This is a genomic window from Microbacterium flavescens (assembly GCF_018588945.1).
Classification (GTDB): Bacteria; Actinomycetota; Actinomycetes; order Actinomycetales; family Microbacteriaceae; genus Microbacterium; species Microbacterium flavescens.
The window spans coordinates 38,350-61,383 of the sequence record NZ_JAFIWA010000007.1; the positions used below are offsets into that span (position 1 = coordinate 38,350).

Genomic DNA, 23,034 nt, shown 5'->3' on the forward strand with positions numbered 1-23,034 from the left:
GTCAGCGATCCAGTTCCTCGAGCTGGAGCGCGTACAGCCGCGCGACGACCTCGGCGCAGCGCACGATCTCGTCGGCCGCCTCCGCGTCGATGTCACCCGAGGTGAGGATCGCCTCGAGGTTGCCGGTGTGCTCGGCATCGGCATCCTGGTGGTAGGTCATGAAACGCACCTGGCTGTCGGCGAGTCCGAGGACCTCCTGGAACCGCGCCGCCCATCCGGCGGCGCGTCGCGCCCCGAGCCCCTCGATGATGAACATCGCGCCGAGCAGCCCGACCGGATTCGGCCGGTCGGCGTAGTGGAACATGTAGCCCGACAGAGCTTCGGACCCGAGGTTCTTCCGCCCGGCGCGGAGGTCGGCCAGCGAGCCGCCCACCGCGACGTAGTCGCGCTCGATCATGAGGTAGTCGCGATGCTCCTCCTCGGCGTGGCGGATCGCCGCCGAGCGCAGCTCGAAGTAGGCGATGTCGAAGCTCGCGGCGGCACGCGAGATCCACGGCGATCCGTCCACGACCTGCTGACGCAGGTTGAACAGCAGTCGGCGATAGTCCTCGATCGTCACTGTGCCGTCGGCGAGCCGTCGCAGGACGGGAACGTCGGAGAGGCGTGCCTCGAACTCGTCCCACACCGAAGCGAGCCGGTCGGCGAGCGTGGCGGCAACGGTGAGCGTTTCTGTCGTCATGTCGGTGCTCCTTAGGGTGCGGTCGGGGCGACCACGGTGAGATGGGCGAAGGCGAAGGCGAAGCGGCCGGACTCCGGAACGGCGAGCAGAATGGTCTCCCCCGGCGCGAACCGTCCGGTGCGCCAGGCCTCCTCGAGCGCGATGAAGATGCTCGCGGCGCCGGTGTTGCCGCAGGTCTCGAGGTTCGAGAACCACCGGGAGGTGTCGAGCGTGGGGATCCGCCGCCGCAGGCCTTCGAACGCGAGGTCGCGGAACATGTTGGTGCTGTAGTGGCACAGCACGTGGTCGAGATGGTGCACGTCGACCAGCCCGATGTCGACGAGCTCCTCGAACTGGGCGAGGCCGGCGTCCGCGAGCTCGTCGAGCACTCGGACGTCCTGGCGCAGGAGGAACATGCCGGCGGCGTCGGCCTGGTCGACGGAGACGTCCTGCCAGGTCCGGCCGACGACCGGATCGATGCCGTCCATCCCCGCCCGCATGCAGACGTCGTGCTCGTGCGCAAGCGAGACATGCCGCACCCAGTCCACCCGCAGCGAGGGACGGCTGGGGTGCGGCTGGAACTCGACGACGACGGCGCCGGCGCCGTCCGACAGCATCCACCGCAGGAAGTGCGAGTCCATGCCGGAGCGGATGCCGTCGAAGCGCGCCTGGCGCAGACTCCGGCTCGGCAGCTCGGAGCCGACCACGGCCACCCGCGGGTGATCGCCCAGACGCACCTTGCTCACGGCTGCGTCGAGCGCGGCAAGGCTCGACGCGCAGACGCCGGACGCCGAGAGCAGCTGCATCGGCCCGCCGCCCAGTCGCCCGTGGACCATGGACGCGAACCCCGGGACGAGCACATCGCCCATCGTCGTCGCCGTGGCGAGCATGCGCAGGTCTGCGGCATCCATCCCCCGATCCTCGAGCGCGGCGCGCAGCGCCTTCACGGCGAGCTCCTCGTTCAGCTCGGTCGGGTCGCCGTTCTCGTCGAGTGCGTAGTGGCGCGAGCGGATGCCGTTCGCGGCAAGGACACGGCGCCGGATGCGCTCGGTGACGGCGTCGTCGCCGCCGAGGCGGTCGACGATCCCGCCGTTGCCGACCGGCTCGCCGGGGAGGTAGCGGCCGAAGCCGGTGAGATACGCAGACGCCGTCGTGCCCATGGGGCGACGCTAGAGCACGCTCACGCGTGTGTTCGGGAACGTTGTGGCGAGGTCACAAAACTGCATTCCGTTTCGCGAATATGCGGAGAAGCGGATCACGGGCTGGATTGCGCCGACTCGGCAGCGGGCGTCGGCACCCTCCGCCCGAAGGGCGCGAGCAGGACGGTGGCGATGACGGCGACGCCGACGACGAGGGCGAGCCCGCCATAGCCGATCCACGACAGCACCAGGCCGGCGAGGATCGCCCCGGTCGCCCCGACGAGGCTCATCGTGAGGTCGCTGAGTCCCTGACGGCGCGTGCGCTGCACCTCGGACGACGCCTCGGTGAGCAGCGCCGACCCCGACACGGTCGTCGCACTCCACCCGAGACCGAGCAGCACGAGCGCGACCGTCACGGATGTCGTCGACTCCGCGCCGAACGACGCCGTCACGAGCGCCGCCACGAGCAGCACCTGGCCGATCATGATCGTCGGGAGGCGGCCGAGGCGGTCGGCAAGGATGCCGAACACCGGCGACAGCGCGAACATGCCCGCGACGTGCAGGCTGATGGTCAGCCCGATGACGGACAGTGAGGCGCCATGGTGAAGCAGATGCACCGGGGTCATGGCCATGACCGAGACCATGACGCCGTGGGCTGCGGCGACCGCGAAGATCGCGTAACGGGCCACCCTGGGCTGATCCGCCTTGGCGATGCGGGGCGTGCTCGACCGGGCCTCCGAAGCCACCACGCGCTGTGCGAGCTTGAGCGGATCGGGCCGCAATGCGACGAGGTACAGCGTGATGGCCAGCAACTGCGCCGCCACGGCGATGAGGTAGGCGCCCGTGAGCTCGGGCATGCCGACCGCCCGTCCGAGCACCTCACCCGGTTCGATGAGGTTCGGGCCGAGCACGGCCCCGATCGTCGTCGCCCAGACGACGAGCGACAGGTCGCGGCCGCGGGTGGCGTCAGTCGCCAGGTCGACCGCCGCGAAGCGGGTCTGAAGGTTCGCGGCCTGGCCCGCGCCGATGAGTCCGAAGCTCACGAGGAGGAGCGGGAAGGAGCCGAGCGCCACCGCGACCACGACCGACACGACGCCGATCAGGGCGATGGCCATGCCTGTGGCGAGGGACGGGCGTCGACCGCTGCGCCGGGCGAAGGCCGCCATGGGCACGGCGAAGGCGGCCGTGCCGAGCGTGATGGCCGCCGTGGCGAGCCCGGCGAACGCGTCGTCGCCGGAGACCTCGGCCGCGAGGACCGCTCCGAGCGAGAGAGTCGCCCCGAACGCGAGCCCGCCGAGGACCTGGCCGAGCGACAGCACCCACACCGTCCGCCGCTGTGCCGACGCGATGCGGTCGGGCGCGAGCGCGGCATCCGTCGAGTCGGCCACCGCTGTTCCTAGGCGTCGCGCGCGGTGTTGCGCAGGATCCCGAGGCCGCTGATCTCGACCTCGACGGTGTCGCCGGCCGAGATCTGGCCGACGCCGGCGGGGGTGCCCGTGAGGATCACGTCACCGGGAAGCAGCGTGAACGCCGCCGATGCGTACTCGATGACCTCGGCCAGCGAGAAGATCATGTCGGAGATCGGCCCCTGCTGGCGCACCTCGCCGTTCAGGCGGGTGGTGATCACCGCCGAGCCGTTCACGTCGAAGTCGGTCTCGATCGCGGGGCCGAGCGGACACGACGTGTCGAAGCCCTTCGCGCGTGCCCACTGCCCATCGGACTTCTGCCAGTCGCGCGCGGTGAGGTCGTTGCCGATCGTGTAGCCGAAGACGTAGTCGAGCGCGTTCTCGGCCGAGACGTTCTTCGCGATGCGGCCGATCACCGCGGCCAGCTCGCCCTCGAAGCTGATGAAGTCGGAGCCCTTCGGCAGCACGACCGCGTCGCCGGGACCGACCACCGAGGTGTTGGGCTTGAAGAACAGCATCGGCGCTGTGGGGACGTCGCTGCCCATCTCGGCGGCGTGGTCGCGGTAGTTGCGGCCGACGCACACGAGCTTCGATCGCGGGATCACCGGCGCGAGCAGCGCCACATCGGCGAGCGGCACGCGCTCTCCCGTGGTGTCGTACCCCGCGAACATCGGGTCGCCCGCGAGGACGACCAGCTCGCCCTCGTCGACGATTCCGAACCTGATGGCGTCGTTGTGGCTGAAGCGCGCGATCCTCACCGGATCAGCCTAGCCACCTCCCCCGACCCGCGCCCGCCCCTCGCCCAAGCCCCCACCCAAATCCGCGAGACCGCATCGGTGCACCGAGGGTGCAGCTACCGGCCGCGGTTTCGGTGCACCGATGCGGTCTCGCGAGAACGGGGGTTCACGCGGGCGGACAGGTCAGGCGTCGAGGCGCAGGAGCCAGCCGTGCTTGTCCTCGCGGCGGCCGTACTGGATGTCGGTGAGCTCCTCGCGCAGCGAGAGCGCCAGCTCGCCGATGGGCTGCTCGTCGACGAAGTCCTTGCCCTTGAGGACGCCGATCGGCGTGACGACGGCGGCGGTGCCGCACGCGAACACCTCGACGATGTCGCCGGATGCCACGCCCTGGCGCCACTCGTCGAACGAGACCGCGCGGCCCTCGACCTTGTGACCGCGGTCCATCGCGAGCTGCAGGATCGAGTCGCGCGTGATGCCCTCGAGGATCGAGTCGGACTGAGGGGTGACGATGGTGCCGTCCTTGTAGACGAACACGACGTTCATGCCGCCGAGCTCCTCGACGTTGCGGTCCTGGTCGAGGAAGACGACCTGGTCGCACTCGTTCTCGTACGCCTCGGACTGCGGCAGCAGCGACGCGGCGTAGTTGCCGCCGGTCTTGGCCGCACCCGTGCCGCCCTTGCCGGCCCGCGCGTAGTCCTCGCTCAGCCAGATCGACACCGGCCGCACGCCGCCCGTGAAGTACGCGCCCGCGGGCGAGGCGATCACGTAGTAGCCGACCTTGTGCGCGGGGCGCACGCCGAGGAACGCCTCCTTCGCGAACATGAACGGACGCAGGTAGAGGCTCTGGTCGGCGCCCGAGGGCACCCAGTCGCCGTCGACCGCGATGAGCTCGCGCAGCGACTGGATGAAATACGAGACGGGCAGCTCGGGCAGGGCGAGTCGGCGCGCCGAGCGCTGCAGGCGACGCCCGTTCTGGTCGGGGCGGAACGTGTGGATCGAGCCGTCGGTGTGACGGTAGGCCTTGATGCCCTCGAAGATCTCCTGGCCGTAGTGCAGCACCGCGGCGGCCGGGTCGAGCGACAGAGGGCCGTACGGCTGCACGCGCGGGCGGTGCCATCCGCCGCCGGTCGACCAGCAGATGTCGACCATGTGGTCGGTGAAGCTGGTGCCGAAGCCGGGGTCGGTGAGCATCTGGGCGCGCTGCTCGGCGGACTTCGCCTGCAGATTGCGGTTGACGGTGAACTCGAGCGGGGCGAGTCCGGTGTCGGGATCGGAGTCGATGAGCGTCATGACGGCCTGTGCTTTCCTGCGGAGCGTTCCGCTGCGTTGTGGTGGCGCCTGCCGGTTCCAGGTTACGCCTGGAGTCGGGCGGCGATGGAGTCGCCGATCTGCGCCGTGGTGCGGGATGCCGTGCCCCGGTCCGCGATGTCGGCCTCGACCGCGCGGGTGACGGCGTCGGACTCCGCCCGCAGCCCGAGGTGATCGAGCAGCAGAGCGGTGGACAGGATCGCGGCCGTGGGGTCGGCCTTCTGCTGACCTGCGATGTCGGGCGCCGAACCGTGCACGGGCTCGAACATCGAGGGGAACGCGCCGTCGGGGTTGATGTTGCCCGATGCGGCGAGACCGATGCCACCGGTGACGGCGCCGGCCAGGTCCGTGAGGATGTCGCCGAAGAGGTTGTCGGTGACGATCACGTCGAAACGGCCCGGGTTCGTGACCAGGAAGATGGTTGCCGCGTCGACGTGCAGGTAGTCTACGGCCACCTCCGGGTGCTCCGCCGACACGGCGTCGACGATGCGCTTCCAGATGCCGCCCGCGTGCACGAGCACGTTCGTCTTGTGAACGAGCGTGACCCTCTTGCTGCGCCGCTCCGCCAGGTCGAACGCGTACCGCACGACCCGCTCCACGCCGAAGGCGGTGTTCACGGACGTCTCGTTCGCCACCTCGTGCGGCGTGCCGCGACGGATCGAGCCGCCGTTGCCGACGTACGGCCCTTCGGTGCCCTCGCGCACGACGACGAAGTCGATGTCGCCGGCCTCGGCGAGCGGACCGGGGACGCCCGGATAGAGCTTGGAGGGACGCAGGTTGACGTAGTGGTCGAGTTCGAACCGCAGCTTCAGCAGCAGACCGCGCTCGATGTTGGCGTCCTTCAGGCGCGGGTCGCCCGGCACTCCCCCGACGGCGCCGAGCAGGATGGCGTCGTGCTGCTTGATGGCGTCGAGATCGGCATCCGTCAGCGTCTCACCGGTCTCGAGGAAGCGCGCCGCTCCCAGCGAGAAGCGCGACTTCTCGAATCGGATGCCGCTGCCCGCGGTCGCCGCATCGAGCGCCTTCTCGGCCTCGGCGATCACCTCGGGTCCGATCCCGTCGCCCGGGATGACGGCCAGCTTCACGACGCTCGGGTCCTGCACGCGCGGCATTGCTCTCCTCGCCTGGCGTCCGGCGGGGCTCCCGAGCTCAGTGCTCGGACGCGGACGCGGTCCTCTCCAGGGTAGTGGCCGCGATGACGGCGGCGATCACGATCAGGCCGGCGCCGATCAGCGCGGTGACGCCGACGCCCGCGTCGAAGGCGTGGGCCGCGGCATCCCTCAGCTGCTGCGCCATCCCGGGGTCCAGCTCGCGTCCGGCGGCGACCGCTCCGGCGAGGGTCTCACGCGCGGCCTCTGCCGCCTCCGCGGGAACCCCGTCCGGCAGGACGAGGCTGCCGCGGTAGAGCGCGGTCAGCAGTCCGCCGAGCACCGCAGTGCCGAGTACCGCGCCGAGCTCGTACGCGGTCTCCGACACGGCGCTCGCGGCGCCGGCCTTCTCGGGCGGGGCGCTCGAGAGGATGAGCTCGTTCGAGACCGTCTCGGCCATGCCGATGCCGATGCCCAGCGCGACGAAGGCCAGCGACAGCACCCAGACCTCGCCGTCCTGCGCGGTGACGGCGATCGTGACGTAGGCGAGCACCGACACCGCGAGCCCCGCAGGCACGATGACACGTGACGAGAAGCGCTTCGCGAGCGGCACGACGAGGAGCCCGGCGGCGATCATCGCGACGAGACCCGGAACCAGCGCGAGCCCGGCCTCGAGAGGCGACAGGCCCACGATGAGCTGCAGGTGCTGCGCGACGAAGAACAGGAACCCGACCAGGGCGATGACGCTCAGCAGGTTGACGAGGATCGCACCGCTGAACGAGCCGCGGCGGAACAGCGCCATGTCGAGCATCGGCGTCTCGAGCCGCAGCTGGCGGCGCACGAAGAGCACCGCGAACAGCACGCCGACCCCGAAGAGCGCCGGTGCGAGCCCGACGATGCCGTGGACGGCGAACTCCTTGATCGCGTAGACGATCGGCACCAGCGCGGCCATCGAGAGCACGATGCTCACGGGGTCGATGCGACCGGGATGCGGGTCGCGCGACTCGGGCACCAGCAGCGGAACGAGCACGAGCAGGGGCACGAGCACCGGAACGGCCATGAGGAACACCGACCCCCACGAGAAGTGCTCGAGCAGGATGCCTCCGACCACCGGTCCGAGGGCGGCACCGGCCGAGAACCCGGCCGCCCAGATCGCGATCGCGAGGCGCCGCTGATCGCGGTTCGTGAAGACCGTGCGCAGCAGCGACAGGGTCGACGGCATCAGCATCGCTCCGAAGACGCCCATCCCCGCCCGCGCTGCGATGAGCAGCGCGGCGGTGGGCGCGAAGGCCGCGAGTGCGGACACGATGCCGAACCCGGTCGCGCCGATCAGCAGCATCCGTCGCCGTCCGAAGCGATCTCCCAGCACGCCCATCGTGACGAGCAGTCCAGCCAGGACGAGCGGGTAGGCGTCGATGATCCAGAGCTGCTGCGCGCTCGTCGGCTCGAGGTCCAGCGCGATCGCGGGCAGCGCGAAGCTCAGCACGGTGTTGTCGACCGAGACGAGCAGCACGGGGAGCATGAGCACCACGAGCGCGAGCCAGCCCCGCCAGCCGACCCGCTGTCCGGCGTCGGCGCGGGGCTCGATCAGGGTCGCGGTGGTCATGGCTTCCTCAGTTTCTGTACCGTCCAGCCGGTATAGTATCAGGATGCCGCGTCCGCCGTCGATAGCATCGACCACATGAGCCGCCCTCCCCTCGCCCGAGACAAGGTGCTCGACGCGTTCGAGGCGATCCTCATCGACGAAGGCGAGCGCTCGGCGACGATGGACGCCACCGCTCGGGCGGCGGGCGTGTCGAAGGGCGGTCTGCTGTACCACTTCGGCTCGAAGGATGCCCTCGAGGCGGCGCTCCTCGAGCGGCTCCATGCACTGGTCGAAGACGACGTCGCCGCGATGGCCGCCGCACCGGAAGGCCCGATCGCCTACTTCCTGCGCACGTCGGTCATGGAGAACGACCGGATCGACCGCGCGATCCTGGCCGCCTCGCGCCTCGCCCAGGGGGGCAGCGCCCCGGCTCGCGCCGCGCTCCGCGACATCCGCGATCAGTGGGCGGAACTCCTCCGCGCGCACACCAAGGACGCCACCGCGCTCGACCTGGTGATGCTGGTCAGCGACGGCCTGTACTTCAACAACGCGCTCGAGGGCGGCTCGATCCCGGGACCGGTCCCCCGCGGCGCCGCGCTGGACGCCCTCATCGCGATGGTCGAGCGGGCCGCCAGAGCCTGACGGCCGCGGCGGCGCCGATCAGGACTCGGTGATCTCGATCTGGCGGAAGATGTCGGCCTGGATGTCGGACCGCACCTCGTCGAGGAGCGCGTCGGGCACCGGCGAATCGACCGTGAGCACCGAGAGCGCCTGGCCGCCGGCCTCGCGCCGTGCGATCTGCATGCCTGCGATGTTGATGCCGGCCTCGCCGAACTTCTGGCCGTACACCGCGACGATGCCGGGACGGTCGGTGTAGATCATCACGACGTGGTGCTTCTCGATCGGCAGCTCGATCGCGTAGTCGTTGATGCCTACGAGCTTCTCGATCTGCTTCGTCCCCGTGAGCGTGCCCGAGACCGACAGCTGCGAGCCGTCGGAGAGGGCGCCGCGGAGCGTGATGATGTTGCGGTACTCGGGGCTGTCGTCGTCGACGAGGAGGCGCACCTCGACGCCGCGCTGGTCGGCGAGCAGCGGGGCGTTCACGTACGACACCGTCTCGCTGACGATGTTCGTGAAGACGCCCTTGAGCGCCGCGAGCTTCAGCACGCTGACGTCGTAGTCGTTGAGCTCGCCGTGCACCTCGACGTCGAGGCTCGTGAGCGGCGAGTGGGCCAGCGCGGCGAAGATCTGGCCGAGCTTCTCGACGAGCGGAATGCCGGGGCGCACGTAGGGGTCGATGACGCCGCCGGCGACGTTGACCGCGTCGGGCACGAGCTCGCCGCCGAGCGCCAGTCGCACCGAGCGGGCGACGGACACGCCGGCCTTCTCCTGCGCCTCCTCGGTCGACGCGCCGAGGTGGGGCGTCACGACGACGTTGGGCAGGTCGAGCAGTGCGTGAGCGGTGCCGCCCTCGACCGGGGGCTCGGACGTGAAGACGTCGAGCCCCGCGCCGGCGATCTCGCCGGTCGTGAGCGCGGTGTGCAGCGCCTCTTCGTCGATGAGTCCGCCGCGTGCCACGTTCACCACGACGGCGGAGGGCTTCATGAGCTTGAACTGCTCGGCGCCGATCATGCCCGTCGTCTCGGGCGTCTTGGGCATGTGGATCGTGACGAAGTCGCTCTGCTGGAGCAGCTCGTCGAGGCTCAGCAGCTGCACGCCGAGCTGCTGCGCACGCGCGCTGGTGACGTACGGGTCGTACGCGACCACGCGCATGTCGAAGCCCTGCAGACGGGCCGCGATGAGCGCGCCGATCCGGCCGAGACCGATGATGCCGACCGTCTTCTCGAAGAGCTCGGTGCCGGTGTACGAGCTGCGCTTCCACTGCCCCTGCGCCAGCGACGCGTGCGCGGCCGGGATGCGGCGGGCGAGGCTCAGGATGTGACCCACGGTCAGCTCGGCCGCCGAGATGATGTTCGAGGTCGGCGCGTTCACGACCATCACGCCGGCTGTCGTGGCCGTCTTGATGTCGACGTTGTCGAGGCCGACACCCGCGCGGGCGACCACCTTGAGCACGGGCGCGGCCGCGATGGCCTCCGCGTCGATCTTGGTCGCCGACCGGATCAGCACGGCATGCGCGTCGGCGAGGGCCGACAGGAGCGCAGGCCGGTCGGTGCCGTCGACGCTGCGCACGTCGAAGTCCGGACCCAGGGCGTCGATCGTGGCGGGAGAGAGCTCTTCGGCGATCAGAACGACAGGCTTCGTCACGGGATGGTTCCTTTGGGGGCTGTGCGCGACGGGCAGAGGCCGTCCGTCAGTGCAGGGCAGAGCGGATGCCGCGCCGCACGCCAGCGGGGGCGAGGCCTCTGCCAGCCTATCGCGGGGCGACGAGTTCCCCGACCGTGTGACGCAGAGCGTCAGCCGAGGAGCGACGCGCCGTAGACGGCCGCGTACGCGACCACGTTCAGCCAGAACACCGCGACGAGGCAGAGGCCCGTGAACAGCACGAGCGCGAACTGCCACGCCGTCCGGCGCCACGAGAGCGCGAACGCGATCCCGAAGGCGGCGAGCGGGAAGACGACGGCCAGCAGCAGCACGAACCAGCCGTACCCGTTGAGGCCGAGCGGTCCGCTCGCCTGGGCGATCAGGAAGCCGAGGGCGTTCCACACCGCGTAGGCGTAGAAGAGGCCGAAGACCACCGCGATCGCGACGACGACCCAGGTCGGCATCCGCTTCGACGGGGAGGAACCGGATGCCGCGGCATCCGTCACGGAGTCGGTCATCGTCCGATCGCCCCCACCATGATGAAGGGCCACGGCACGAGCAGCACCACGCCGGCGGCCAGCCACGCGAATCGCACCCACGTCTTCGACCCGATGGTCAGGAGGTACACCGCGGCGAACCAGACCACGGGTGCGAGGACGGCGAGCCAGAGGCTGATCTGGTAAGCCACGGACGACACCAGGAACTGCGCCGTGCCCTGCAGCCGCAGGCCTCCGATCAGCCATCCGACGGCGTACAGGACCGAGAACCCGCCGATGACGCCCAAGGTGATCAGCTCGGCGTTGCCCATCGGCTCGCGCACCGGCGCACCCTGCGCCACCGACTCCATCGAGCCTTGGGCCCCGGCGTCGGCGTCGGCTTCGGCGGCTTCAGCGGCCGAAACGGACTCGCTCCCCCGCCCGACGGCGCTCCACCCCTCGGGCAGCGACGCGGTCTCGGCGGTCGGTGTCGCCTCATCGCGGTCGGCGGCGCCGACATCGAGCGTCGGGTCGTCGTCACCGCCCCAGGAGAGGGCGTCTTCGTCGCGTCCGGCCGGCATGCCCTCAGCGTACCGGTGCACCGAACGCGGTGGCCCCAGCGCAAACGATGAGGCTCCCGTTCCGAAGGACGGGAGCCTCAGCGTTCGATCTGCGGCGGTCGCGTTCGACGCCTACTCATGCGTGTCGACTCGGTCGGCCAGGACGCGGACCTGCGTGGCCTCGCGCTGCGTGTCGACTCGGTCGGCCAGCACCCGCACCTGCGCTGCCTCGCGCTGCGTGTCGAGACGGTCGGCCAGGACGCGGACCGAGGTGTCGGCCTGCTGTGCGCGACGAGCCCAGTACTCGGCCAGTCCTTCGTACCGAGACTGCGACGCATCGGCGACGATGGCGGTCTGCACTCCGTCGGCGCCCTGAGCGCGCTCCGACCAGTAGTCGGCCAGGCCTTCGTACCGTGCCTGTGCGGCGGCGGCCGATCGTTCGACCTGAGCTGCCGACGGCGGCGCGTCCTGTTCGGTGCGGTTCGGGTCGACGACACCGGTCTGGCATCCGGCCAGTCCCAGTCCGACGACCGCGAGGATCGTAGCGGTGAGGGCGACCTTCCGGCCGCGACCTCCGCGCGTGATGGTGTTCATTTGGGGGCTCCCTTGCGGTTCCGCCGGACGGGCTTCCGGCTGCCATAAGAGAGCGGAGTGCGGCCGGGGATGATACCAAAAGGACGGGCCCCCGTGGTGCGATTCCGAAGGAGAAAGGGCCGTCCCCTCGTGGGGAACGGCCCGGACCGCGGCTCCGGAGTACCGGGCGCGCGGAAGTCGAGGGACCGCGCCGCCTCGATCAGAGAGCGGCGCGACCCCTCGAAGACGTCAGGTCAGCGCGCGGCGCTGCCTTCCACGTAATCCTCGTCCTGCTGCTTCCAGGCGAACAGACCGCGCAGGTCCTTGCCGACCTCTTCGATCGGGTGCTGCGCCGCCTTGGCGCGCAGCTCCTGGAACTCGACGCCGCCCTTGTCCTGGTCGTCGATGAAGCGCTGCGCGAATGCACCCGACTGGATGTCGGCGAGGACGGCCTGCATGTTCTCCTTGACGCGCGGGTCGATCACGCGCGGACCCGAGACGTAGTCGCCGTACTCGGCCGTGTCGGAGACCGACCAGCGCTGCTTGGCGATGCCGCCCTCCCACATCAGGTCGACGATGAGCTTGAGCTCGTGCAGCACCTCGAAATAGGCGATCTGCGGCTGGTAGCCCGCCTCGGTGAGGGTCTCGAAGCCGTACTGGACGAGCTGCGACACGCCGCCGCAGAGCACGGCCTGCTCGCCGAAGAGGTCGGTCTCGGTCTCCTCGGTGAACGTCGTCTTGATGACGCCGGCGCGCGTTCCGCCGATGGCCTTGGCGTACGACTTCGCGAGGTCCCACGCGGTGCCGGAGGCATCCTGCTCCACCGCGATGATGTCGGGGATGCCGCGACCGGCGACGTACTCGCGGCGCACCGTGTGGCCCGGCGCCTTCGGCGCGACGAGGATCACGTCGACGCCCTCGGGCGCCTGGATGTAGCCGAAGCGGATGTTGAAGCCGTGCGCGAAGGCCAGCGTCTTGCCCGGGACGAGCTTGTCCTTGATCGAGTCGTTGAAGATGCCGCGCTGGTGCTGGTCCGGCGCGAGGATCATGATGACGTCGGCCCACTCGGCGGCGTCGGCGACGGACTTGACCTCGAAGCCCTCGTCCTGCGCCTTCTCGGTCGACTTCGAGCCGTCCTTGAGGGCGATGACGACCTCGACGCCGGAGTCGCGGAGGTTCTGCGCGTGCGCGTGGCCCTGCGAGCCGTAGCCGACGATCGCGACCTTCTTGCTCTGGATGAGCGACAGGTCGGCGTCGGCGTCGTAGAAGAGTTCAGCCATGGGGTGTGTCTCCTTGTGTGATTCCGGTCGTTGCGTTTCGTCTCGCTTCGCTCGCTCAACGACCGGGAGCGGCATGCGAAATGGTCTGTCAGCCGCGCAGGACGCGTTCGGTGATGCTCTTGCCGCCGCGGCCGATCGCCAGCAGTCCGGACTGTGCGAGCTCCTTGATGCCGAACGGCTCGAGGGCGCGCAGGAGCGCCTCGACCTTGCCCTTGTCGCCCGTCACCTCGACGACGAGCGCGTCGGTGGCGTAGTCGACGATCGACGCGCGGAAGAGGTTGACGACCTCCAGCACGTTCGACCGCGTCTGGTTGTCGGCGCGCACCTTGACGAGCATGTGCTCGCGCTGCACGGATGCCCCGGCGTCGAGCTCGACGATCTTGATGACGTTCACCAGCTTGTTGAGCTGCTTGGTCACCTGTTCGAGAGGAAGCTCGTCGACGTCGACGACGACGGTGATGCGCGAGAGTCCGGGAACCTCGGTCACGCCCACCGCGAGCGACTCGATGTTGAAGCCGCGACGGGCGAAGAGCCCGGCGACGCGCGTCAGCAGACCCGGCTTGTCCTCGACGAGGAGGCTCAGCACGTGCGTGGTCATGGCTCAGTCCTCCTGCTCGAAGGCGGGCGCGTGGTCGCGCGCGTACTGGACGTAGCTGTTGCTGACGCCCTGCGGCACCATCGGCCACACCATCGCGTCGGCGCTCACCACGAAGTCGATGACCACGGGGCGGTCGTTCGTCTCGAGGGCGGTGCGGATCGCGGCATCCACGTCCTCCTCCTTCTCGACGCGGATCGCGAGACAGCCGTACGCCTCCGCCAGCTTCACGAAGTCGGGGATGCGCACCGTGTCGTGCCCGGTGTTGAGATCGGTGTGCGAGTAGCGGCCGTCGTAGAACAGCGTCTGCCACTGGCGCACCATGCCCAACGACGAGTTGTTGATGATCGCGACCTTGATCGGGATGTTGTTGATGGCGCAGGTCGCGAGTTCCTGATTCGTCATCTGGAAGCAGCCGTCGCCGTCGATCGCCCACACGGGGCGATCGGGCTGGGCGACCTTGGCGCCCATCGCGGCGGGCACCGAGTAGCCCATCGTTCCCGCTCCGCCCGAGTTGAGCCACGCATTGGGCCGCTCGTACTTGATGAACTGCGCGGCCCACATCTGGTGCTGGCCGACGCCTGCGGCGTACACGCCCTCGGGGCCCGTGAGCTCGCCGATGCGCTGGATGACGTACTGCGGCGACATGAGCCCGTCCGAGGGCTGCGTGTAGCCGAGCGGGAACTCGTCGCGCAGTCCGTCGAGGAACGACCACCACTCGGCGATGTCGGGCTTCGACGCCTGCGCGGCGGAGCGGAAGGCGACGTCGAGGTCGACGAGCACGTCCTTCAGGTCGCCCACGATCGGCACGTCGGCGGTGCGGATCTTCGAGATCTCAGCGGGATCGATGTCGACGTGCACGACCTGCGCGTTCGGTGCGAACAGCGCCGCCTTGCCCGTGACGCGATCGTCGAACCGCGCGCCGAGCGACACCAGCAGGTCGGCCTCCTGCAGCGCGAGCACCGCGGGGACGGTGCCGTGCATTCCGGGCATGCCGAGGTGCTGCGCGTGCGAGTCGGGGAACGCGCCGCGCGCCATCAGGGTCGTCACGACCGGCGCGCCGGTGGTCTCGGCGAGCGTCCGCAGCTCGGCGGACGCCTGCGCGCGGATGACCCCGCCGCCGACGTAGAGCACGGGCTTCTTGGCCTCGGCGATCAGCTGCGCGGCCGCCTGGATCTGCTTGCCGTGGGCCTTCGTGACCGGGCGGTAGCCCGGGAGGTCGATCTTCGGAGGCCAGACGAACGGCGCCTCGGCCTGCTGCGCGTCCTTGGTGATGTCGACGAGAACCGGGCCGGGGCGACCGGTGCCGGCGATCTCGAACGCGGCGGCGATGGCGCCGGGGATCTCGGAGGCGTCCTTCACGAGGAACGAGTGCTTCGTGATCGGCATCGTGATGCCCACGATGTCGGCCTCCTGGAAGGCGTCCGTCCCCATCAGGTTCGAGAAGACCTGGCCGGTGATGCACACGATCGGCACGGAGTCCATGTACGCGTCGGCGATGGCCGTGACGAGATTCGTCGCACCGGGGCCTGACGTGGCGATGGCGACGCCGACCTTGTTGGAAGCGCTCGCGTAGCCCTCGGCGGCGTGACCCGCACCCTGCTCGTGGCGGACCAGGATGTGGCGCAGCTCGCTCGAGTCCATGAGCGGGTCGTAGACGGGGAGGATGGCGCCGCCCGGCAGCCCGAAGACGTCGGTGACGCCGAGCAGCTCGAGCGAGCGGACGACCGCCTGGGCGCCCGTGAGCACGGGCGCGGTGGCGGTGCGAGCGGGAGGCCGTGGAACGGCCGCGGCGGTTTCGGCGGGCATGATGAGGATCCTCGATCGGTCGAAGGGATGTCAGTGGCCGGGCTCAGCCGGTCGTCGCGCCCTCTGCTGCAGAGCGCACGAGACGGGAGTACTTGGCTAGGACGCCACGGGTATAGCGCGGAGGGAGAGGCTCCCAGCCAGAACGGCGGGAGTCGAGCTCTGCATCGTCGACGAGTAGGTCGAGAGTGCGAGCCGCGATATCGACCCGTATCAGATCACCATCGCGCACGAAGGCGATCGGACCTGCGTCCACCGCTTCGGGTGCTATGTGGCCGATGCACAGGCCGGTTGTGCCGCCTGAGAATCTGCCGTCCGTCAAGAGTAGTACATCTTTTCCGAGCCCCGCGCCCTTGATGGCGGCGGTGATGGCGAGCATCTCGCGCATGCCGGGACCGCCCTTGGGGCCCTCGTAGCGGATGACGACGACGTCGCCCTTGTCGATGGCGCCCGCCTCCAGCGCGTCCATCGCGGCGCGCTCGCGCTCGAACACGCGAGCGGGGCCTTCGAACACGGCGGCGTCGAAGCCGGCCGTCTTGACGACCGCCCCCTCCGGTGCCATCGACCCGTGCAGGATGGTGATGCCGCCGGTGGCGTGGATCGGGTCGTCGAACGTGTGGATGACCGTGCCGTCGATCGGGTCGGGGTCGAGTTCGGCGAGGTTCTCGGCGAGCGTCTTGCCGGTCACGGTGAGGGCGTCGCCGTGCAGCAGGCCCTCGTCGAGCATGGCCTTCATGATGACGGGGATGCCGCCGTGGCGGTCGACGTCGTTCATGACGTACTTGCCGAACGGCTTCATGTCGGCCACGTGCGGCACCTTGTCGCCGATGCGGTTGAAGTCGTGGAGGCTGAGCTCGACGTCCGCCTCGCGGGCGATCGCAAGGAGGTGCAGCACGACGTTCGTCGAGCCGCCGAGCGCCATCGCGAGGGCGATCGCGTTCTCGAACGCCTCCTTGGTGAGGATGTCGCGCGTCGTGATGCCCTGGCGCAGCAGGTTGACCACGGCCTCGCCGGAGCGGTGGGCGAAGTAGTCGCGGCGGCGGTCGGCCGACGGCGGCGCGGCCGAGCCGGGCAGCGACAGCCCGAGCGCCTCGGCGACGGACGCCATCGTGTTGGCGGTGTACATGCCGCCGCACGCGCCCTCGCCCGGTGCGATCGCGCACTCGATGCGCTTGAGGTCGGCCTCGCTCATCTTGCCCGCGAGGCAGGCGCCCACCGCCTCGAACGAGTCGATGATGGTGACGTCCTTCTCGGTGCCGTCGGAGAGCTTCACCCAGCCGGGTGCGATCGATCCGGCGTACAGGAAGACGCTCGACAGGTCGAGCCGTGCGGAGGCCATCAGCATGCCCGGGATGGACTTGTCGCACCCGGCGAGGAGCACCGATCCGTCGAGGCGCTCCGCCATCATGACGGTCTCGACGGAGTCGGCGATGACCTCGCGGGAGACCAGCGAGAAGTGCATGCCCTCGTGACCCATCGAGATGCCGTCGGACACGGAGATCGTGCCGAACTGCAGCGGATAGCCGCCACCGGCGTGCACGCCCTCCTTCGCGCCCTGCGCCAGCCGGTCGAGGCTGAGGTTGCACGGAGTGATCTCGTTCCAGCTCGACGCGATGCCGATCTGAGGCTTGTCCCAGTCCTCGTCGCCCATGCCGACCGCGCGGAGCATTCCGCGCGAGGTGGTCGCTTCGATGCCGTCGGTGACGACCCGGCTGCGGGGCTTGATGTCGATGGAGTTGTCAGGCTGGGGCATGACCAGAGTCTATTGCCGCGCGGCGGACCGCTCTGCGGCGATGACGGCCAGCAGGTCGGCCATCGCCGCGATGTCGGGGACGCTCAGCGTGGCGGCGGTCGGCCGCGTGCCGACGTGCACGCCCAGGTCGGACTCCCCCAGGCTCTCGAGTGCATCCTCGTCGGTCACGTCGTCGCCCGCGAAGAGCACGGCCGAGGCATCCGTCCGCACGCGCAGCTCCGCGACCGCGGAGTCCTTGCCCTCGTGCCGGAACGCGTACTCGACGATGTTGTGCCCCGTGCGGCGACGCCAGTGCGGGGCTTCTGCCGAGACGAGCGCGTCGACCAGGCGGTTCGCCTCGGCGGCGTCCGCCGCGGCGGCCCTGCGCGTGTGCACGCCGAAGCCGAACCGCTTGGGCTCGATCCACACGCCCTCGAGGCTCGCGGTCGCCTCCTCGGCGTGCGCGCGCAGCGCGTCGCGCAGCGCCGCGTCGGCGGGATCGTCGTCATGGGTCACGACGCCCTCGCCGGGGATCCAGAACTCGGCGCCGTGGGATCCGGCCAGCAGCAGCGGCGAGTCGTCGAGGTGCTCGGCGATGATCCTCAGGTCGGACAGGCTGCGCCCCGACACGAGCGCCACCGACGTGCCCGGCGCCGAGACCGCCGCGTCGACGGCCTCCCGCGCGGCCGGCAGCATGCGGGCGTCCATCGGCTCGTCCTCCAGCGGCGCCAGCGTGCCGTCGAAGTCCAGGGCGATCAGAAGGCGATCGGATGCCACGACCCCGGCGATCGCGGTGGCGATGTCGTCGCCTCGGCCCGCGCTCATGCGGTCTCCCGGATGGCGCGATTGGCCGTGCCGGCGGCGTCGAGGGCCGCGAGGAACGACTGCGACCATCGCGCCACGTCGTTCTCGAGCACCTTCCGGCGCAGGGCGCGCATCCGCCGCCCCTGCTCGGCCGCGGGCATCTCGATCGAGCGCATGATGGCGTCCTTCATTCCGTCGATGTCGTGGGGGTTGATGCGCACGGCGCTCGACAGCTCGTCGGCGGCGCCCGCGAACTCGCTCAGCACGAGCACCCCGCGGTTGTCGGTGCGCGCCGCGACGTATTCCTTGGCGACGAGGTTCATCCCGTCGCGCAGGGCGGTGACGAGCATCACGTCGGCCGCCAGGAACAGCGCGACCATCTCCTCGCGCGGGTAGGCTTGGTGCAGGTACCGGATGGCCGTGTGGCCCATCGTGTCGAAGTCGCCGTTGATGCGGCCCACCCGCAGCTCGATCTCGTCCCGCAGCTGCACGTACGCCTCGACGCGCTCTCGGCTGGGACTCGCCACCTGCACGAGGGTGACCTCCTCGACCGAGATCTTGCCGTCCTCGAGCAGTTCGCCGAAGGCCTTCAGGCGATGTCGGATGCCCTTCGTGTAGTCGAGCCGGTCGACGCCGAGCAGGATCTTCTTCGGGTTGCCCAGCTCCTCGCGGATCTCGGCCGCACGCGCACGGATCTCGGGGCGACGAGCGAGCTCGACGTACGACGCCGCGTCGATCGAGATCGGAAAGGCCTTCGCCAGCGCGTTGCGCGTCGTGCCGTCATCGTTCGGGACGGTGATCCCGGACGCCTTCGTGGGATAGCGCAGCGCACGCCGGACGGCCCGGGCGAAGTTGCCGGCGTCGGCCGCGCGCTGGAATCCGATCACGTCGGCACCGAGCAGGCCCTCGAGCACCTGGCGACGCCAGGGAAGCTGCGAGTAGAGGCCATATGCCGGGAAGGGGATGTGGTGGAAGTAGCCGATCACCAGGTCGGGCCGCGCCTCGCGGAGCATGCGCGGCACGAGCTGAAGCTGGTAGTCCTGCACCCATACGGTGGCGCCGGGCGCAGCCACCTCCGCCGCGGCCGCGGCGAAGCGCCGGTTGACCTTGACATAGGCGTCCCACCACACGCGCCGGTAGCGGGGCTCGGCGATCACGTCGTGGTACAGCGGCCAGAAGGTGTCGTTCGACATGCCCTCGTAGTAGAGCTCGATCTCCTCCGCGCTGAGCGACACCGGCACGAGGTGCGTGCCCTCGAACTCGAACGGCTCCACCTCGATGCCCGGCTGCCCGGGCCAGCCGACCCACGCTCCGTCGGCCCGCCGCATCACCGGCTCGAGCGCCGTGACGAGGCCTCCGGGGGAACGCCGCCAGGACTGCTCTCCCGAGCCGTCGGCCACGCGGTCGACGGGAAGGCGGTTGGCGACGACGACGAGTTCGGCCTGGGTCACTCGGGCTCCTGACGGTGGCTGGGGGACGAGGCATCCTCAGGATATCGGTCCCACCGGGGCCGCCTTCCCCGCTTGACGTGCGGAGGGATCCCTGTCAAGGGGCGCGGCCCGGCAGCGCGCCGCGATAGCGTGGCCGCATGCGCAAGTACCTCTTCGGCACAGGGCTCATGACCGCCATCACCGGAGGCCTCACGCTCCTGCGGGGGATGCGGGAGGATGCTCCGTTCACTTGGCGGACCGCGCTCGGCTGGCTGAGCTGGGCCATCTCCGTCGCCCTCGTGGTCGGCGCGATCGTCGACATCCGCCGTGCGTCGCACGGCGCGACCATCGCGCCCGACTCGCCCGTGCACGGCCAGGAGAAGAAGCTGCAGCAGAACCGCCTGCGGCGCGAGCGCCGCTGAGGCTAGACCTCGATCTCGTAGTGCACGAAGCCGGTCGACACGGCGACCCGGTCGTAGAGGGCGCGCGCCGTCGCATTGTGGCCCTGGGTGAGCCAGTACACCTTCTCGGCGCCGTGCTCGGCGGCCCACGCGCGCACGTGCTCGATCAGCGCCCGGCCGGTGCCGCTCCCCCGCGACTCGGGATCGACGAACAAGTCCTCGAGGTAGCAGTAGACGCCGGTGGACCAGGTCGCCGGGTGTGTCAGCCAGTGCACGATGCCGATCGCGCGGCCCGAGGCATCCCTCGCCATCGCTCCGTGCAGCTGCTCGTCCTCGAGGATGCGGGCGAACGTCGCGTCGGAGACGTGCGCGGGCACCTCCGACTCGTAGAACGCGATGTACGCCTGCCAGAGCGCGTCCCATTCGGCGCGGTCGGCAGGGGTCGGTCGGGAGATCGTGGTCACGTCGCGACGCTACCGCCCGCCGACCCGCCGCCGCACCTCAGCGCGTGAGGATCAGCGCGTCGCCCTGACCGCCGCCGCCGCACAGCGCGACCGCCGCGGTGCCGCCGCCGCGGCGCACGAGCTCGTGCACGGCGTGGACGACCAGCCGGTTGCCGGACGCCCCGATGGGGTGCCCGATCGCGATGCCGCCGCCGTGCGGGTTGACGATGTCGTCGGGCAGCCCGAGCTCGGCCTGCGACCTCACCACGACGGCGCCGAACGCCTCGTTGATCTCGACGAGGTCGAGGTCGGAGACGGCGATGCCCTGCTTGGCCACGGCCTTCTCGATCGCCCGGGCGGGCTGCGAGTGCAGCGAGTTGTCGGGCCCGGCGACCTGACCCGAGGCGCCGACCACCGCGAGCACCGGCCAGCCGTTCTCATCGGCGTGCGAGCGGCTCGTGAGGACGACCGCCGACGCACCGTCGGAGATCTGCGACGAGTTCCCCGCGGTGATCGAGCCGCCCTCGGCGAAGGCGGGGCGCAGCCCGGCGAGAGTGTCGACCGTGGTCTCGGGCCGGATGCCCTCGTCGGTGGTCACGACGATCGGGTCGCCCTTGCGCTGCGGGATCTCGACGGGCACGATCTCGGCGTCGAACAGCCCGTCGGCCTGAGCGGCCGCGGCACGCTGGTGGGAACGGGCGGCGACGGCGTCCTGGGCTTCGCGGGTGACCTCGAGCGGGCCGTTGTGGCGTTCCGTCGAGGCCCCCATGCTCTCGCGGTCGTACGCGTCCGTCAGTCCGTCGTACGCCATGTGATCGAGCACCTCGATCGAGCCATAGGCCCAGCCGTCGCGCGATCCCATGAGCAGGTGCGGCGAGCGGGTCATCGACTCCATGCCCGCGGCGACCACGACCGTGGCATCGCCGAGTGCGATCATGCGGGCACCGTCGATGATCGCGGTGAGGCCGGACAGGCAGACCTTGTTGACCGACCCGGAGTGGACGTCCCAGCCGATTCCGGCGCCGACGGCGGCCTGGCGAGCGGGGTTCTGGCCGGAGCCGGCCGGCAGCACCTGTCCGACGAGGACCGCGTCGACGGCGGCGGCGGGGACGCCGCCCTTCTCGAGCGCACCGCGGATGGCGGCGCTGCCCAGCTGCACGGCGGTCAGCGGCGCGAGCCGGCCCTTCAGCCGGCCCTGTGGGGTGCGGGCTGCGGCGACGATGACGACGTCGTCGTGGTTCATGATTCCTCCTTGAGTTCAGCGGCGACGGTGAGCGCCGGCTCGGTGGCGGCGATCACCTCGTCGACCGTGACGCCGGGCGCGAGCTCGACGAGCACGAGCCCGTCGTCGGTCACGTCGATGACGGCGAGATCGGTGATGATGCGGTCGACCACGCCGCGGCCGGTGAGCGGCAGCGAGCATTCGTCGACGATCTTGGCGGAGCCGTCGCGCGCGACGTGCTCCATGAGGACGATGACCTTCGCCGCGCCGTGGACCAGGTCCATGGCGCCGCCCGGGCCCTTGACCATCTTGCCGGGGATCATCCAGTTGGCGAGGTCGCCGGCGGCCGACACCTGCATGGCGCCGAGGATCGCGGCGTCGATCTTGCCGCCGCGGATCATGCCGAAGCTGGTGGCGGAATCGAAGTACGCGGCGCCGGGAAGCGTCGTGACGGTCTCCTTGCCGGCGTTGATGAGGTCGGGATCGACTCGATCCTCGGTCGGATACGGTCCGACGCCGAGGATGCCGTTCTCCGACTGCAGCACGACCGTGACGTCGTCGGGCACGTAGTTGGGGACCAGGGTCGGAAGACCGATGCCCAGGTTGACGTAGGCGCCGTCCGCCAGCTCCCGCGCAGCGCGCGCGGCCATCTCGTTGCGGGTGAGTGCCATGTCAGGCTCCTTCGGGGATGTCGCGGCTCGGCGCCTCGGTGACCGATACGGTGCGGCGCTCGATGCGCTTCTCGATGTCGCCGCCGACCTCCACGATGCGGTGCACGTAGATGCCGGGCAGGTGGACGCAGTCGGGGTCGAGGTCGCCGGGCTCGACGAGCTCCTCGACCTGCGCGATGCACACGCGTCCGGCCATCGCGGCGAGCGGGTTGAAGTTGCGGGCCGCCTTGTTGAAGATCAGGTTGCCGTGCCGGTCGCCCTTGAGCGCGTGGACCAGGGCGTAGTCCGTGACGATCGCCTCCTCCAGCACGTAGTCGTGCGGCTCGCCGGTGACGTCGAAGCTGCGCACGTCCTTCACCGGGGAGGCGACGGCGATGCCGCCGCTCCCGTCGTACTTGCGCGGGAGGCCGCCCTCGGCGACCTGCGTGCCGACGCCGGTCTGCGTGAAGAACGCGGCGATGCCGGAGCCACCGGCCCGCAGCTTCTCCGCGAGCGTTCCCTGGGGCGTGAGCTCGAGCTCGAGCTCGCCCGAGAGGAACTGCCGCTCGAACTCCTTGTTCTCGCCGACGTAGGACGAGGTCATCTTGCGGATGCGCTTGGCGTTCAGCAGGATGCCGAGGCCCCAGTCGTCGACGCCGCAGTTGTTGCTCACGATGCTCAGGTCGGTGGTGCCCTGCGCGAGCAGGGCCTCGATGAGGGCGATGGGGTTTCCCGACAGGCCGAACCCGCCGACGGCGAGCGATGCCCCATCGGGGATGTCGGCGACCGCCTCGGCCGCAGACCCCCACGTCTTGTCGATCACGTGCTCCTCCTTCGTTGCCGGACGATCCCCATCCTCCGCCCGTTTCGCGGGTGGCG

The 23,034-nt window shown here is 70.2% G+C and carries 23 protein-coding genes; 2 read left to right on the forward strand and 21 right to left on the reverse strand.

Features of this window, described 5'->3' with window-relative positions; translation table 11 throughout:
* Nucleotide 1: 1 nt before the first annotated feature.
* The 7 genes from JX005_RS13775 to JX005_RS13805 all read right to left on the reverse strand — a co-directional run bounded on the left by JX005_RS13775 (nucleotide 2) and on the right by JX005_RS13805 (nucleotide 7,942).
* Nucleotides 2-679: an iron-containing redox enzyme family protein gene (locus tag JX005_RS13775; protein ID WP_214468124.1), complete on the reverse strand. Its 678-nt coding sequence runs from the start codon at nucleotides 677-679 to the stop codon at nucleotides 2-4.
* Nucleotides 680-690: 11 nt separating this feature from the next.
* Nucleotides 691-1,818, reverse strand: coding sequence for a 3-oxoacyl-[acyl-carrier-protein] synthase III C-terminal domain-containing protein (locus JX005_RS13780; RefSeq protein WP_214468125.1), 1,128 nt, complete (start codon nucleotides 1,816-1,818; stop codon nucleotides 691-693).
* Between the two features lie 95 nt (nucleotides 1,819-1,913).
* Complete coding sequence (locus JX005_RS13785) at nucleotides 1,914-3,185, reverse strand: MFS transporter (RefSeq protein WP_214468126.1); 1,272 nt, start codon at nucleotides 3,183-3,185, stop codon at nucleotides 1,914-1,916.
* An 8-nt stretch (nucleotides 3,186-3,193) separates the two neighbouring features.
* The gene (locus JX005_RS13790) at nucleotides 3,194-3,961 is read right to left on the reverse strand and encodes a fumarylacetoacetate hydrolase family protein (protein ID WP_214468127.1); all 768 of its coding nucleotides are present in this window, start codon (nucleotides 3,959-3,961) and stop codon (nucleotides 3,194-3,196) included.
* A 162-nt stretch (nucleotides 3,962-4,123) separates the two neighbouring features.
* Nucleotides 4,124-5,230, reverse strand: coding sequence for a branched-chain amino acid aminotransferase (locus tag JX005_RS13795; RefSeq protein WP_214468128.1), 1,107 nt, complete (start codon nucleotides 5,228-5,230; stop codon nucleotides 4,124-4,126).
* A 62-nt stretch (nucleotides 5,231-5,292) separates the two neighbouring features.
* On the reverse strand, nucleotides 5,293-6,360 hold the full coding sequence (locus JX005_RS13800) for a 3-isopropylmalate dehydrogenase (protein ID WP_214468129.1): 1,068 nt from the start codon (nucleotides 6,358-6,360) through the stop codon (nucleotides 5,293-5,295).
* A gap of 37 nt (nucleotides 6,361-6,397) precedes the next feature.
* Nucleotides 6,398-7,942 (reverse strand): MFS transporter, encoded by a 1,545-nt coding sequence (locus JX005_RS13805; protein ID WP_214468130.1) that lies wholly within the window; start codon nucleotides 7,940-7,942, stop codon nucleotides 6,398-6,400.
* A gap of 75 nt (nucleotides 7,943-8,017) precedes the next feature.
* On the opposite strand from JX005_RS13805, the gene JX005_RS13810 reads away from it, so the two are divergent.
* Entirely contained in the window at nucleotides 8,018-8,563 is a 546-nt protein-coding gene (locus JX005_RS13810; RefSeq protein WP_214468131.1) for a TetR/AcrR family transcriptional regulator, read from the forward strand.
* Nucleotides 8,564-8,581: 18 nt separating this feature from the next.
* Here JX005_RS13810 and serA read toward each other — a convergent pair whose 3' ends face one another.
* From serA to JX005_RS13860, 10 genes are all read right to left on the reverse strand, one after another.
* Nucleotides 8,582-10,186 (reverse strand): phosphoglycerate dehydrogenase, encoded by a 1,605-nt coding sequence (serA, locus tag JX005_RS13815; protein WP_214468132.1) that lies wholly within the window; start codon nucleotides 10,184-10,186, stop codon nucleotides 8,582-8,584.
* A 149-nt stretch (nucleotides 10,187-10,335) separates the two neighbouring features.
* The gene (locus tag JX005_RS13820) at nucleotides 10,336-10,701 is read right to left on the reverse strand and encodes a bacitracin resistance protein (protein ID WP_246533987.1); all 366 of its coding nucleotides are present in this window, start codon (nucleotides 10,699-10,701) and stop codon (nucleotides 10,336-10,338) included.
* Entirely contained in the window at nucleotides 10,698-11,240 is a 543-nt protein-coding gene (locus JX005_RS13825; protein WP_214468133.1) for a DNA polymerase III subunit gamma/tau, read from the reverse strand. Before JX005_RS13825 ends, JX005_RS13820 begins: the two co-directional genes overlap by 4 nt.
* Nucleotides 11,241-11,351: 111 nt before the next feature.
* Entirely contained in the window at nucleotides 11,352-11,813 is a 462-nt protein-coding gene (locus JX005_RS13830; RefSeq protein WP_214468134.1) for a hypothetical protein, read from the reverse strand.
* Nucleotides 11,814-12,046: 233 nt separating this feature from the next.
* The gene (gene ilvC / locus JX005_RS13835) at nucleotides 12,047-13,072 is read right to left on the reverse strand and encodes a ketol-acid reductoisomerase (RefSeq protein WP_214468135.1); all 1,026 of its coding nucleotides are present in this window, start codon (nucleotides 13,070-13,072) and stop codon (nucleotides 12,047-12,049) included.
* Nucleotides 13,073-13,160: 88 nt separating this feature from the next.
* Nucleotides 13,161-13,670: an acetolactate synthase small subunit gene (gene ilvN, locus JX005_RS13840; RefSeq protein WP_214468137.1), complete on the reverse strand. Its 510-nt coding sequence runs from the start codon at nucleotides 13,668-13,670 to the stop codon at nucleotides 13,161-13,163.
* Between the two features lie 3 nt (nucleotides 13,671-13,673).
* The gene (locus tag JX005_RS13845; RefSeq protein WP_214468140.1) at nucleotides 13,674-15,476 is read right to left on the reverse strand and encodes an acetolactate synthase large subunit; all 1,803 of its coding nucleotides are present in this window, start codon (nucleotides 15,474-15,476) and stop codon (nucleotides 13,674-13,676) included.
* Nucleotides 15,477-15,519: 43 nt separating this feature from the next.
* Nucleotides 15,520-17,226: a dihydroxy-acid dehydratase gene (gene ilvD / locus JX005_RS13850; protein ID WP_214468142.1), complete on the reverse strand. Its 1,707-nt coding sequence runs from the start codon at nucleotides 17,224-17,226 to the stop codon at nucleotides 15,520-15,522.
* Between the two features lie 9 nt (nucleotides 17,227-17,235).
* Nucleotides 17,236-18,030 carry a trehalose-phosphatase gene (gene otsB, locus JX005_RS13855; protein ID WP_214468143.1) on the reverse strand — a complete coding sequence of 265 codons (795 nt, stop codon included), beginning with the start codon at nucleotides 18,028-18,030 and terminating at the stop codon, nucleotides 17,236-17,238.
* Nucleotides 18,027-19,460 carry an alpha,alpha-trehalose-phosphate synthase (UDP-forming) gene (locus JX005_RS13860; RefSeq protein WP_214468145.1) on the reverse strand — a complete coding sequence of 478 codons (1,434 nt, stop codon included), beginning with the start codon at nucleotides 19,458-19,460 and terminating at the stop codon, nucleotides 18,027-18,029. The genes otsB and JX005_RS13860 overlap by 4 nt, the downstream gene beginning before the upstream one ends.
* 137 nt (nucleotides 19,461-19,597) lie before the next feature.
* On the opposite strand from JX005_RS13860, the gene JX005_RS13865 reads away from it, so the two are divergent.
* Nucleotides 19,598-19,861: a hypothetical protein gene (locus JX005_RS13865; RefSeq protein WP_214468147.1), complete on the forward strand. Its 264-nt coding sequence runs from the start codon at nucleotides 19,598-19,600 to the stop codon at nucleotides 19,859-19,861.
* A gap of 2 nt (nucleotides 19,862-19,863) precedes the next feature.
* Here JX005_RS13865 and JX005_RS13870 read toward each other — a convergent pair whose 3' ends face one another.
* Genes JX005_RS13870 through JX005_RS13885 form a run of 4 tightly spaced genes read right to left on the reverse strand, consistent with a single transcriptional unit; the run spans nucleotide 19,864 to nucleotide 22,978 of the window.
* On the reverse strand, nucleotides 19,864-20,304 hold the full coding sequence (locus JX005_RS13870; protein WP_214468149.1) for a GNAT family N-acetyltransferase: 441 nt from the start codon (nucleotides 20,302-20,304) through the stop codon (nucleotides 19,864-19,866).
* A gap of 37 nt (nucleotides 20,305-20,341) precedes the next feature.
* Nucleotides 20,342-21,526 carry an acetyl-CoA C-acetyltransferase gene (locus JX005_RS13875; protein ID WP_214468151.1) on the reverse strand — a complete coding sequence of 395 codons (1,185 nt, stop codon included), beginning with the start codon at nucleotides 21,524-21,526 and terminating at the stop codon, nucleotides 20,342-20,344.
* Nucleotides 21,523-22,176, reverse strand: a complete 654-nt coding sequence (locus JX005_RS13880) for a CoA transferase subunit B (RefSeq protein WP_214468153.1) — start codon at nucleotides 22,174-22,176, stop codon at nucleotides 21,523-21,525. Before JX005_RS13880 ends, JX005_RS13875 begins: the two co-directional genes overlap by 4 nt.
* Before the next feature lies 1 nt (nucleotide 22,177).
* Complete coding sequence (locus tag JX005_RS13885) at nucleotides 22,178-22,978, reverse strand: CoA transferase subunit A (protein WP_214468155.1); 801 nt, start codon at nucleotides 22,976-22,978, stop codon at nucleotides 22,178-22,180.
* Between the last annotated feature and the right edge of the window lie 56 nt (nucleotides 22,979-23,034).